This is a genomic window from Phenylobacterium conjunctum (assembly GCF_042679085.1).
Lineage (GTDB): Bacteria > Pseudomonadota > Alphaproteobacteria > Caulobacterales > Caulobacteraceae > Phenylobacterium > Phenylobacterium conjunctum.
Genome location: NZ_JBHTLQ010000081.1, coordinates 1 through 12,313, shown reverse-complemented (window position 1 = coordinate 12,313; position 12,313 = coordinate 1). Strand labels below are relative to the sequence as shown.

The 12,313-nt window shown below is 69.6% G+C and carries 11 protein-coding genes and 1 pseudogene; 4 read left to right on the top strand and 8 right to left on the bottom strand.

The window, feature by feature from the left end; translation table 11 throughout:
- Positions 1 to 146: 146 nt before the first annotated feature.
- The 3 genes from ACFQ27_RS19670 to ACFQ27_RS19660 form a co-directional block, all read right to left on the bottom strand.
- Positions 147 to 680 carry a carbonic anhydrase gene (locus tag ACFQ27_RS19670; protein WP_374344860.1) on the bottom strand — a complete coding sequence of 178 codons (534 nt, stop codon included), beginning with the start codon at positions 678 to 680 and terminating at the stop codon, positions 147 to 149.
- A 67-nt stretch (positions 681 to 747) separates the two neighbouring features.
- Positions 748 to 1,092: a GIY-YIG nuclease family protein gene (locus tag ACFQ27_RS19665; protein ID WP_374344861.1), complete on the bottom strand. Its 345-nt coding sequence runs from the start codon at positions 1,090 to 1,092 to the stop codon at positions 748 to 750.
- 35 nt (positions 1,093 to 1,127) lie between these two features.
- Positions 1,128 to 1,700 (bottom strand): GNAT family N-acetyltransferase, encoded by a 573-nt coding sequence (locus tag ACFQ27_RS19660; protein WP_377354764.1) that lies wholly within the window; start codon positions 1,698 to 1,700, stop codon positions 1,128 to 1,130.
- Positions 1,701 to 1,939: 239 nt separating this feature from the next.
- Here ACFQ27_RS19660 and ACFQ27_RS19655 point away from each other — a divergent pair, with 239 nt between their 5' ends.
- Genes ACFQ27_RS19655 through ACFQ27_RS19640 form a run of 4 tightly spaced genes read left to right on the top strand, consistent with a single transcriptional unit; the run spans position 1,940 to position 5,277 of the window.
- Positions 1,940 to 3,754, top strand: a complete 1,815-nt coding sequence (locus ACFQ27_RS19655; protein ID WP_377354765.1) for an aminopeptidase P family protein — start codon at positions 1,940 to 1,942, stop codon at positions 3,752 to 3,754.
- Between the two features lie 7 nt (positions 3,755 to 3,761).
- A complete protein-coding gene (locus ACFQ27_RS19650; protein ID WP_377354763.1) occupies positions 3,762 to 4,601 on the top strand; it encodes a class I SAM-dependent methyltransferase in 840 nt (279 codons plus the stop codon).
- Positions 4,602 to 4,657: 56 nt separating this feature from the next.
- Entirely contained in the window at positions 4,658 to 4,888 is a 231-nt protein-coding gene (locus ACFQ27_RS19645) for a type II toxin-antitoxin system Phd/YefM family antitoxin (RefSeq protein ID WP_374344864.1), read from the top strand.
- A 2-nt stretch (positions 4,889 to 4,890) separates the two neighbouring features.
- Positions 4,891 to 5,277, top strand: a complete 387-nt coding sequence (locus tag ACFQ27_RS19640; RefSeq protein WP_374344865.1) for a type II toxin-antitoxin system VapC family toxin — start codon at positions 4,891 to 4,893, stop codon at positions 5,275 to 5,277.
- 4 nt (positions 5,278 to 5,281) lie between these two features.
- Here the strand turns inward: ACFQ27_RS19640 and ligA are convergent, their stop codons facing one another.
- The 5 genes and pseudogenes from ligA to ACFQ27_RS19615 all read right to left on the bottom strand — a co-directional run.
- Positions 5,282 to 7,630, bottom strand: coding sequence for an NAD-dependent DNA ligase LigA (gene ligA, locus ACFQ27_RS19635; RefSeq protein WP_377354762.1), 2,349 nt, complete (start codon positions 7,628 to 7,630; stop codon positions 5,282 to 5,284).
- Between the two features lie 158 nt (positions 7,631 to 7,788).
- Positions 7,789 to 9,486: a DNA repair protein RecN gene (gene recN / locus ACFQ27_RS19630; protein ID WP_377354760.1), complete on the bottom strand. Its 1,698-nt coding sequence runs from the start codon at positions 9,484 to 9,486 to the stop codon at positions 7,789 to 7,791.
- A 78-nt stretch (positions 9,487 to 9,564) separates the two neighbouring features.
- A complete protein-coding gene (locus ACFQ27_RS19625) occupies positions 9,565 to 10,542 on the bottom strand; it encodes an outer membrane protein assembly factor BamD (protein ID WP_374344868.1) in 978 nt (325 codons plus the stop codon).
- 100 nt (positions 10,543 to 10,642) lie between these two features.
- Entirely contained in the window at positions 10,643 to 11,536 is an 894-nt protein-coding gene (lpxC, locus tag ACFQ27_RS19620) for a UDP-3-O-acyl-N-acetylglucosamine deacetylase (protein ID WP_374344869.1), read from the bottom strand.
- A gap of 240 nt (positions 11,537 to 11,776) precedes the next feature.
- Positions 11,777 to 12,313, bottom strand: a pseudogene (locus tag ACFQ27_RS19615) (cell division protein FtsZ); the annotation flags it as partial.

Below are 12,313 nucleotides of genomic sequence, written 5' to 3'. Positions count from 1 at the left end.
GGCCAGCCAGTCCGCCGCCGACAGCGCCAAGGCCGCCGCGGACCGCACGGCGCAAGCCGCTCAGTCGGCCACCGACCAGGCGGGCGACGCGGCGGCCACGGTCACCGATCCGGACGCGCCGCGCTAAGCCGCCTACGGGGCGGTCCTCAGACGATCTGGGTGACCGTCCCGTCCAGCGCCATCAGGCCCAGCTCCACCTCCATGTGCGGGTGCCGGGTGACGATCTGGGAGCGCAGGGCGTAGAGCTGCTTCACGTGGGTCTTCAGCTCGGTGTCGGCGTCCTTCACCGAGGCTTCCCCCAGCACCAGCTTGTAGGCGCCGCAGTCCTTGTGATCGATGATGATCACCCGGTGGACCTCGTGCAGCTGCACCGCCAGGTCGATGTGGGTCCAGAACACCTCGTTCCAGGTCGGGAACTTGTCGTTCAGCGCCCCCAGCGAGGCGCCGGCCAGGATCACGTGGTCGTATTTGTTGGTGAGGCCGCGCGCGTCCATATAGCGCGTCACATCATCGACCAGGCGGTAGTCCATGCAGGTCAGCAGCAGGGCTTCCGCATGGCCCGACGCCCGCGCGACGCCCGGCATGAAGCTGGACAACAGGCTCGCCCCGCCGCCCAGGGCGATGGCGCTCAAGGCCGTCCGACGCGACAGGCGCGGCGTGCTGTGTCCAAGACAATTCATGCGCTGGCTCCCCCGAAGAGGGAGCTGTTCTCGCCTCAAGCGCGAGTTCTGTCTACGGCGCCGCTTGTCACACCGCCCCGATCAGGGGTTTGGCGCTCAAGGCCTCGACCCAGTGCGCCACCCGCCGCTTGAGCAGGTCCGTCCGCCCCATCGGCGTCAGGTCCGGCTCGTCGATCTCTTCCAGCACCTCATAGGCAAAGGCCGCCGCGCCATGCGTGGCGATGGCCGCCTCCAGCCCCTTGTTGGGATGCTTGCCCATCTTCAGGGTGAAGCGGATCTGGTTCTCCTGCGCCGCCAGGTTGGGGCTGGCGCCGATCCAGGTGTCGGCCCCGCAGCGCAGGGCGAAGACGCCAAAGGCCGGCTTGGCCTCCTTGTAGGCGCGGACGAGAGCTTTGCGGTTGGCGGTCGACATTCCGCCTGCTTAGACCTCGCCCGCGGCCGCGTCAATTATATCCGGGTAAATTCTTCAGCGAGGATGGCGTAGACGTGGTTGTCGCGCCAGTCGCCCCGCACCTGCCGGTTCTTGCGCAGGGTGGCCTCCCGCCGCATGCCCAGCTTCTCCATGATCCCCCAGGAGCCGACATTGTCGGTGTCGGCCATGGCGAACACCCGGTGCAGGCCAAGCGGACCGAAGGCCGCCTGCAGGACAGCACGCGCCGCCTCCGTGCCATAGCCCCGCCGCCAGACGTCGCTGTGCAGGGTGTAGCCCATGTCCGCCGTCCGGTTCGCCGCATCCTGGATCGTCAGGCGGATGGAGCCCACCACCCGCTCCGTCGCCAGCTCCTCGATCACCAGGTTCACGCCGGGCCTCGGCCACAGCGCCTGTTCATCCAGCCAGCCATCGAGGACCGTCCGCGTCTCCTCCGCGGTGTTTGGCCCCCAGATCATGAAGCGGACCACGTCATCGCGCACCGCATAGGCGTGGATGTCGTCAAAGTCCTCTGGCCGCGCCTCGCGCAGCATCAGGCGTTCAGTCTCGATGGGAAACCAGGGTTCGAGGTCGTCAGGGGGAAAGACCATGGAGGCGCTCCGGAATAAGGCCGGTCAGGCGCCTCTCAGGGACCCCAACCGAGCAGGCTGGGGTCGAGGGAAATCCGCCGCGCCTAAGGCGCGCGAAGCCGCACGACCCCGCAAGGGGCGCACGAATTCGAGTTCAGGCGGGCGGCGAAGTTCACCATGGGTGAAAACTAGTCCGTCTGCGGGCGGACGCGCAAGTCTGGCCCTTTGCCCGGACCCCGCGAAGCGCTTACATGCCCCTCATGTTCCAGACCTTCAACGAGACCACCGACCGCTCCTTCGGTCCCCGCCACGTCCCCCTGATCCGCAAGGCCATGGCCGAGCAGGGCCTGGACGGCCTCCTGGTGCCGCACGAGGATGAGCATCAGAACGAATACCTGCCCGCCGCCAATGACCGCCTGGCCTGGGCCACCGGCTTCACCGGCTCCGCCGGCGCCGCCGTGATCCTCAAGGACAAGGCCGCCGTGTTTGTGGACGGGCGCTACACCCTCCAGGTCCGCGACCAGGTCGATGCGGCGATGTTCGAGATCCGCGACCTCGTCGACGGCGGCGTGCCCGCCTATCTGGAGACCGCCGCCGGCAAGGGCCAAGTCCTGGGCTACGACCCGCGCCTGCACAGCCCCGACGCCCTCGAGCGCCTGCGCGCCGCCGCCGCCAAGGCCGGGGCCGAGCTTCGCCCGGTCGATCCCAACCCCCTAGACCTGGCCTGGGGCGCCGAACGCCCGGCCCAGCCCAAGGCCCCGGTCGTGCCCCAGCCCCTGGCCCAATCCGGCGAGGACTCCGCCGACAAGCGCGCCCGCGTGGGCAAGTCCGTCCAGGCCAAGGGGGCGGAAGCCGCGGTGCTGACCGCGCCCTCCTCCATCGCCTGGCTGTTCAATGTTCGCGGCGGCGACGTGATCCGCTCGCCCCTGCCGCTGGGCCAGGCGATCCTGAACAGCGACGGCACCGCCCGCCTGTTCCTGGACCCTGACAAGGTCACCGAGGACCTGCCCGCCTGGCTGGGCAACCAGGTTCGCCTGGAGACGCCGGAAGACCTGCCCCAGGCCCTGGCCGACCTGATGGGCAAGAAGGTGCTGGTCGATCCCGGCCAGTCCTCGGCCTGGTACTTCGAGGCGCTCAAGTCCGCCGGCGCCGAGGTGGTGCGCGGCGATGACCCCTGCGCCCTGCCCCGCGCCTGCAAGAACAAGGTCGAGCTGGCCGGCACGACCAACGCCCACATCCGCGATGGCGCGGCCATCAGCCGCTTCCTCTACTGGCTGGCCACCGACGCCCAGGACAATCCGCCTGACGAGATCGAGGTGGTGACCCGGTTGGAGGGCTTCCGCGCCGCCACCGGCGCGCTCAAGGACCTGTCCTTCGACACCATCGCCGGCGCGGCCTCCAATGGCGCCATCGTCCACTACCGGCCCACCGAACGCCTCAATAAGCGGGCCGAGAAGGGCTCCCTGCTGCTGGTCGACTCCGGCGCCCAGTATCTGGACGGCACCACCGATATCACCCGCACCGTCGCCATCGGCGAGCCCAGCGCCGAGATGGCCGAGCGCTTCACCCTGGTGCTGAAGGGCCACCTGGCCCTGGCCTCCATCCGCTTCCCGCCCGGCACCACGGGTTCGGCCCTCGACGTCCTGGCCCGCGCGCCGCTGTGGGCGCAGGGCCTCGACTATGACCACGGCACCGGTCACGGCGTCGGGGTCTATCTGGGCGTCCACGAAGGGCCGCAGCGGATCTCCAAGCTGCCGAACTTCGTCGCCCTGCAGCCCGGCATGATCGTCTCCAACGAGCCCGGCTACTACAAGGAAGGCGCCTACGGCATCCGCATCGAGAACCTGCAGTACGTGACCGAGGCGACCGCCATCTCCGGCGGCGAGCGGCCCATGCACGGCTTCGAGACCCTGACCCTGGCCCCCATCGACCGCCGCCTGATCGTGGTGGACCTGCTCACCCCGGCCGAACGCGCCCAGATGGACGCCTATCACGCCAAGGTGCTGGAGAAGATCGGCCCCTTGGTCGAACCCCACGTCCGGGCCTGGCTCGAAGACGTCTGCGCGCCGCTCTGAGGACGACATGACCGACACCCCCAACGCCGCCCAGATCGCCTACTGGAACGAAGGGGCTGGCCCGACCTGGGCGGCCCTCCAGGTCCAACTCGACCGCCAGCTCGGTCCGCTTGGCCGCGCCACTGAGGCGGCCCTTAATCCGCAAACCGGCGAGCGTCTGCTCGACGTCGGCTGCGGCTGCGGCGAGACCAGCCTGGAGCTCGCCCGCGCGGTCGGCCCGAGCGGCGCCGTCACCGGCCTCGACATCTCCCGGCCCATGCTGGAGATCGCCCGCGGCCGCGCCGCTGAAGCCGGCCTGTCCACCGCCGAGTTCCTCGAAGCCGACGCCCAGACCTATCCGCTGGAGGCCGGAGCCTATGACGGCCTGTTCTCCCGCTTCGGCGTCATGTTCTTCGCCGATCCGACGGCGGCCTTCAACAACCTGCGCCGGGCGCTGAAGCCTGGCGGCCGGCTCGCCTTCCTGTGCTGGCGCAGCCCCGACCAGAACCCGATCATGACCCTGCCCATGGCCTCGGTCGCCCACCTGTTCCCGCCCGCGCCGCCGCCCGAACCCGGCGCGCCCGGCCCCTTCGCCTTCGCCGATCCGAAGCGGGTGGAGGCGATCCTCTCCGGCGCCGGCTTCAGGGACATCGCGATCACCCCGCACGACGAGAAGATCGGCGCCGGCAGCCTGGACGACACCCTCAGCCTGACCCTGCGCGTCGGCCCCCTGGGCGGCATGCTGCGCGAACACCCCGACCTGCGCGACACCGCCATCGGTATCCTGCGCGAGACGCTCAGCGCCCACGCCGGGCCGGACGGCGTCAAGTTGGGCTCCGCCACGTGGATCGTGACGGCGAGGGCCTGAGGAGCCGTCGACAACCACACACAGATTAGCTACCTTAGTTAGCTAGGGAGCGATTGATGGACCGCGTCACTGTTCATGCCGCCAAGACCAACCTCTCGCGTCTCCTGGCGCGCGTGGAAGCCGGCGAGGAGATCGTCCTGATGCGCGGCAAGACACCGGTCGCGCGCCTGGCGCCGCTCAAGGAGGCCGCGCCGGTCCGCGCGTTCGGCGCCCTGCGCGGTCAGATCAAGGTCGATGACAGCTTCTTCGAGCCGCTGGCGGAGGACGAGCTGGCGGCCTGGGAATAGTCTTGCGCCTGTTGCTCGACACTCACGCCCTGCTGTGGTGGTTGGCCGGGGATGAAGCTCTGTCCCACCCGGCCCGCCAAGCCATCGCCGATCCAGCCAACCCGGTGTTCGTGAGCGCGGCCTCCCTCTGGGAGATCACGACCAAGCACCGGCTCGGAAAGCTGCCCGGCGTCGCCGCCATCGCTCACGATCTGGAAGCCGTCGTCGCAGACAACGGGTTCGAGCCCCTTCCCATCAGTCTTCGCCACGGACAGGTAGCCGGCAGCCTGCCAGGTCCCCACCGAGATCCCTTCGACCGCATGCTGATCGCCCAAGCCATGGGCGAGAACCTGACGCTCGTATCCAACGAAGCGGCTTTCGACGTCTATGGCGTAAGCCGGCTTTGGTAAGGCCCTAGCTCTTCACCAGCTCCAGCCACTCGTCCTCGGTCAGGACCTGGATGCCCAGGTCGGTGGCGGTCTTCAGCTTGGAGCCGGCGCCGGGGCCGGCGACCACGAGATCCGTTTTCTTGGACACAGAGCCGGAGACCTTGGCGCCCAGGGCTTCGGCCTGGGCCTTGGCCTCGTCGCGGGTCATCTTCTCCAGCGATCCGGTGAAGACCACGGTCTTGCCGGCGATGGCCGTATCGGTCTTCGGGCGCTCGGCCGGGATCACGCTGAGCTCGGCCAGCAGGGCGTCCACGCGGGCGCGGTTGTGATCCTCGCCGAAGAACTCCGCGACCATACGGGCCGCCACCGGCCCCACCGCGTCCACGGCCGACAGCTCCAGGAAATCCTCGCCGGCCCGGCCATCCACCGCCGCGCGCGCCGCGGCCTCAAAGCTCGCCCAGTCCCCGAACCGCTCGGCGATGGCGCGGCGGGCCGTGGCGTTCAGCTTGGGGATCGTCAGGCGTAGGCGCTCCTCCAGGCTGGCGCCGTCCGGGATCAGCAGGGCCTGGTTCGGCTGTCCCGCCCAGGCGAGCACCGCCTCCAGCGCGGTCGGCCCCACCCCGTCCAGGGTGGCCAGGTCCTGATAGGAGGCCTTCGGGCGTTGGGCCTCGGCCGCCAGCCCCGCGGCCACGAACCGCTCCACCGTCTCATAGTGGCGGGCCAGCGCCATCGAGGTGGTCTCGCCCACGTGCCGCACGCCCAGGCCGAAGATGAAGCGGTCCAGCGGGATCGCCCGCCGCGCCTCGATCCCGGCCACCAGGTTCTTCACGCTGGTCTCGCCATAGCCCTCGGTCTGGCGCAGCTCGGTGAGCTTCTCCTCGTCCCGGGCCAACCGGAAGATGTCCGCCGGCTCACGGATCCAGCCGCGCTCGAAGAAGGCCGTCAGCTGCTTCTCTCCCAGGCCTTCGATGTCATAGGCCCGGCGCGACACGAAGTGGCGCAGGTGCTCGATCCGCTGGAACGGACAGGCCAGTTCGCCGGTGCAACGCCGCACCACGGTCTCGGCGCCCGACACGGTGGTCTCCCGCGCCAGGGGGGTCTTCAGGTCACAGGGGCAGACATGCGGGAACGCGAAGGGGACCGCCTCTGCGGGACGCTCCTCCGGGACCACGCCCACGATCTGCGGGATCACGTCGCCGGCCCGTTGCAGGATCACCGTGTCGCCGACCCGGATATCCTTGCGGGCGATCTCGTCGGCGTTGTGCAGGGTGGCGTTCTCCACCACCACCCCGCCCACCGTGACCGGCCGCAGCCGCGCCACCGGCGTCACCGCCCCGGTGCGCCCCACCTGCAGGTCGATGGCTTCCAGGATGGTCCGGGCCCGCTGGGCCGGGAACTTGCGTGCGATCGCCCAGCGCGGGGTGCGGGTGATGAAGCCCAGGCGCTGCTGCCAGTCCAGGCGATCAACCTTGTAGACCACCCCGTCGATATCGAAGCCGAGCTTGGGGCGCTCAGCCTCCATGTCGGCGTACGCCGCCAGCAGCCCGGCCGCCCCCTCCACCCGCTGTGACTGCGGTGTGGTGGAAAAGCCCCAGGCCTTCAGCAGTTGCAGCGCCTCCCACTGGGTCTCGGCGAAGGGCTGGCTGAACAGGCCCCAGGCATAGGCGAAGAACTTGAGCGGCCGCTGGGCGGTGATCTTCGGATCAATCTGGCGCAGCGACCCGGCCGCCGCATTGCGCGGATTGGCGTAGGTCTTCTGGCCGGCCTCGGTCGCCGCCGCGTTCAGGGCCGCGAACTCGGCATGGCCCAGATAGACCTCGCCACGGATCTCGATCACATCCGGCCAGCCCTTACCGGACAGGCGCTTGGGGATGTCGCTGACCGTGCGCAGGTTCTCGGTGACGTCCTCGCCGACCCTGCCGTCGCCCCGTGTCGCCCCCTGGACCAGAACGCCCTTCTCATAGCGGATCGAGGCCGACAGGCCGTCAATCTTGGGCTCGGCCGTATAGGCCACCGTCTCCCCCTCCAGGCGCAGGAAGCGGCGGATGCGAGCGTCGAACTCGGCGGCCTCCTCGTTGGAGAAGGCGTTGTCCAGGCTGAGCATGGGGACGCCATGCTCAACGGGCGAAAACTGCTCCGCTCGCGCCGCGCCCACCCGCAGGGACGGGGAATTCTCGCGGATCAGGTGCGGAAAGGCCGCCTCGATGGCTGCGTTGCGCTGCTTCAGGGCGTCATAGTCGGCGTCCGAAACGCTCGGCTGGTCCTCCTGGTAGTAGCGGATGTCATGGGCGGCGATCGCATCGGCGAGCCGGGTCAGCTCCTCGACGGCCTCGGCCTCGGTCAGGTCGGAGACGGACTTGAGCGTTTCAGTCATGAACTCCAACCACCTCTCCTGGACCGTCATCCTCCGGCCGCGTAGCGGTCCGGGGGACCCAAGCCGATTTGCCACGAACGCCCCACGCCGCATGGGTCCCCCGGTCGGGCCGATGGCCCGCCGGAGGATGACGGTGGAGGGATGCGCCCCTTGGGACGCTAGGCATGCATCAGCGCCCGGGCCGCGGCGCGGGCGGCGTCGGTGATCTCCGCGCCGGCCAGCATGCGGGCGATCTCTTCCTCGCGGTCGGCGGGGCTCAGGGGCTCCACCGCCGTGCGCAGCCGCTCGCCGTCGCCGGCCTTGGCGATCCGCCAATGGGCGTCACCGCGCGCGGCCACCTGGGGCGAATGGGTCACCACCAGCACCTGGGCGCTGGAGGCCAGCTTCCGGAGGCGCAGGCCTACGGCGTCGGCGACGGCGCCGCCCACCCCCTGGTCCACCTCGTCGAAGATCATCAAGGGCTGGGCGCCCTGGGCGCGGCCGGCCAGGGAGGCCTTCAGGGCCAGGGCCAGTCGGGCGAGCTCGCCGCCGGACGCGATGGCGCCCAGCTCGCCGAACGGCGCGCCGGGGTTGGTGGCGACCTCGAAGGCGATGCGGTCCTGGCCAGTGGGGCCGGCCTTATCCTCGGGCAGGGCGTCCACCGCCACGCGGAAGCGGGCCTTGTCCAGCTTCAGGGGCGCCAGTTCGGCTTCCACCGCCTGGGCCAGCCGGTCGCCCGCCGCGCGCCGGGCCAGGGTCAGCTGGGCGGCCGCATCGAGATAGGCGCTGCGCGCGGCGGACACCGCGGCGTCGGCGGCCTTCAGGTCGTCCTCGCTGGACTCCATGGCCCGCAGCTTCTCGGCGAACCGCACGCGCAGGCCCGGCAGTTCCTCGACGCTGACCTGCAGCTTGCGGGCCATGCCGCGCAGCTCGAAGAGCCGCTCCTCGGTCTTCTCCAGCTCGTCGGCGCGGAAATCGAAGGCCTCGGCGGCCAGGTCGACGGTGGCCTCGGCCTCCTGCACCTCGCTGAACACCCGGTCCACGGCGGCGCTGGCGGCGGTCAGGCGCGCAACCGCGGGGCTCTCCTCGCCGGCCCCGGCCTGAACCGCGCGGCTGCGAGCATGCTCAAGGGCGCGCACCGCCTGGGCCAGGCGGCTGGACAAGCCGTCGAAGGCGCCGCGGGCGTCAGCGATGTCGGACAAGGCCTTTTCCGAGGCCCCGAGAATGGCGCGGGATTCGGCCAGCCGGGTCTCCTCGCCCTCCTGCGGATCCAGCCGATCCAGCTCCGCCAGACGCAGGGACAGTTCCTCGGCCTCCGCCGCCGCACGCCCCACAACGTCGCGCAGTTCCTGGGCCCGCGTCCGCGCGGCCCGCCAGTCGGCCCAGCGGCCGGCGACAGCGCGGGCCATCGGCCCCAGGGTTCCATAGGCGTCCAGCAGGCCGCGATGGGTGCGGGTGTCGAGCAGGCCCACGGTCTCGTGCTGGCCATGCACCTCGATCAGCTGTTCGCCCAGCTCGCGCAGGACGCCGACGCTGGTCGCCTGGTCATTGACGAAGGCCCGGCTGCGGCCGTCGGCGGCGACGGTCCGGCGCAGCACCAGGTCCTCGTCCTTGGCGTAGGACAGGCCCTTCTCTTCCAGGATGTCCCAGACCGGATGCTCAGGGCCCGGGGCGAAGATCGCCGACACCGCCGCCTGGTTCGCGCCGCGACGCACCAGGCCGGCATCGGCCCGCGCGCCCGTCGCCAGGCCCAGGGCGTCGAGGATGATGGACTTCCCTGCCCCGGTCTCACCGGTAAGCGCAGTCAGGCCGGACCCAATGGACAGGTCCAGGGCCTCGATCAGAACGACATCACGGATCCAAAGACCGATCAGCATGACCCTAGGATCGCCTGGAATCGGGCCTTTGGAAAAGGCCCGTGTTCACTTTCGGTTCCGAAAAATCGAGGCCGGCGCCTACTTCACGAAGGGCAGGTGCGACAGGAGGCTCTTCTTGGCCTTGGGCTTACCCGGCGCGCCGGGCTGCTCCATGGCTTCCGTGACCTTGCCGGAGGTCGTCTCGGCCGGCGGCTTGATGGTCGCGCCCTTGTCCTTCTTGCCGAACGGCAGGTTGGACAACAGCCCCTTGCGCTCGCCCGCCCCTTGCGGCTCGACCGCCGGGCGCAAGCCCTTGTCGGTCAACAGGGCATAGGCGTCGCGATACCAGCCATCGCCCGGATAGTTGTAGCCCAGGACGGCGCCGTTGCGCTTGGCCTCGTCGGCCAGGCCCAGGGTCAGATAGGCTTCCACCAGCCGGTACAGCGCCTCGGGGGTGTGGGTCGTGGTCTGGTAGCGGTCGACGACGGTGCGGAACCGGCCGACGGCGGCCAGGGTGTCACCGTTGCGCAGGTACCAGCGGCCGATGGTCATTTCCTTGCCGGCCAGCTGGTCATTGACCATGTCGATCTTCAGGCGGGCGTCGGAGGCGTATTCCGAATTCGGATAGCGCAGGACCACGTCCCGCAGGTTGTCCAGCGCCTGACCGGTCGCGGCCTGGTCCCGGCCCACGTCGACGATCTGCTCGAAATAGCAGATGGCCTTCAGATAGTGGGCGTAGGCCGCGGCCTGATTGCCGGGATACAGCGAAATGAACCGGTCTGCGTCGCCGATGGCCTCGGCATAGTTGTCGGCCTGATAGTGGGCGTAGGCCGTCATCAGAATCGCCCGGCGCGACCATTCCGAATAGGGGTGCTGGCGCTCCACCTCGGCGAAATAGTCCACCGCCTGGTTCCAGAGGCCGCGATCCAGCCGGTCCGCGCCCGTGGCGTAGAGCAGCTCCACAGGGCGCTCTTCATAAGCCAGGCGGGGTTTTTTGGGTTTGCCGGCGCACCCGGCGAGGGCGACGGACACCATCACGGCGCAGAGAACCGGACGAGCCCAGGGATTGCGAAGCAAGGACACCTTCACCTCAGAGACCAAAGCGCGCCCCCGCGCCGAACGATGTTGGTTCTACACCAGGGGACAGAGAGCGCAAACGGCTGGCGCCGCTTATGGCTCAGACGGCTTCGGCGAGCTCTTCGACGAAGGTCCGGTAACGCCAGGCCTTGGGCTGGGCGGCGAGCGCACGGACCAGGGCGTTGTTGATGCCGTGACCGGCCAGCACGCCCTCGAAACGGCCCAGGATCGGCGCGCCAAGCACGAACAGGTCGCCGATGGCGTCCAGCGCCTTGTGGCGCACGAACTCGTCCGGACGACGCAGGCCTTCCGGGTTCAGGATGCGGTCGCCTTCGATGACGACGGCGTTCTCCATCGACCCGCCCCGGGCCAGGCCCATGGCGCGCAGGGCCTCGACCTCATGGGCGAAACCAAAGGTGCGGCAGTCGGCCAGTTCGTCGCGGAAGGCGCGGTCGTTCATCACCAGGTCGATGCTCTGGCGGCCGATGGCCTTGGAGGCGAACTGGATCGTGAAGGCGACTTCGAACTGGTCGGCGGGCGTCAGGGTGGCGCGCTTGTCGCCTTCCACCACCTCGATAGGGGCCAGGATCTCGATCACCCGCCGCGGCGCATCCTGCGAGCGGCGGCCGGCGCGGTCGAGGATTTGCACGAACGGCAGCGACGAGCCGTCCATGATCGGCATTTCCTCGCCGTCCAGCTCGACGATGGCGTTGTCGATGCCCGACATCACCATGGCCGCCATCAGGTGTTCGATGGTCGAGACGGTGACGCCCGCCGAGTTACCGATCACCGTGCCCAGCTGGGTCTTGCAGACGGCCTCAGCTGAGACGGGGATTCGGTTGTCACGATCGGCGATATCGGTGCGCACGAACACGACGCCGGTATTGGCCGGGGCCGGACGGACGGAAACGCGGACATAGGCGCCGGTATGCACGCCGACGCCGGCGAAGATGGCGGGGCCTTGCAGGGTATGTTGGAACACGGATCCGGCCACGGGCTTCGCCTTCTGAACTTTGGCTCCGCAGAGACACGGAACGCAGGATAGCCGGATACGGTTTATGCTGCGGCGCCGCAAGACACGTCCTGTTTCCGAATGTTTCGAATCGGGACGCCTAAGAAGCCGAAGCTAATCAAGGCTTAAGAGCTCCCTTCTCGCGCGAGCGAAAGGCGCCTGAAAAGCGAAACGGCCGAGGTTTCCCTCGGCCGTCTGCAGATCCTGGATCTGAGCCGTCGCCTAGTTGGCGAGGCGACGCAGGAAGGACGGGATTTCCAGGTCTTCCTGGCTGTCCGCCTGCTCCTGCTCCATCGGCTGCTCCATCGCCTGGGCCGAACCGCGCGCGGCGCGGGGCGCGGGCGCAGGGGCCGGGGCGTCATAGCGCGGACGGCTGCCGAACAGGCTCAGGAAGCCACCGCGCGGACGGCGCTCCTCATAGACCGGCTCGCCGAACAGGGGCTCGTCGTCCTCTTCCGCCACCGCCGGGTCGACGATGCGGGTGACCGGCTGCGGCGCGGGAGCCGGCTGCGGCTGAGGCGGCGCGACATAGGTCGGCTGACGGGCGGGCTGCATGATCTGCGGCTCGGGCCGGGCGGCCTCGGGCTGCGGCGCATAGAGATCGGCCTGATCCTCGACCACCGGGGCCTGGTAGGCCTGGGGCTGATAGGCGGGGGCTTGGGCCACAGGCGCCATCGGGGCCGGCGCGGGCTCAGGGGCGGCGGCCACCGGCGACGGCGCATAGGCCGGCTCCTGGTAGCGCGGCGCCTGGGCGGCCGG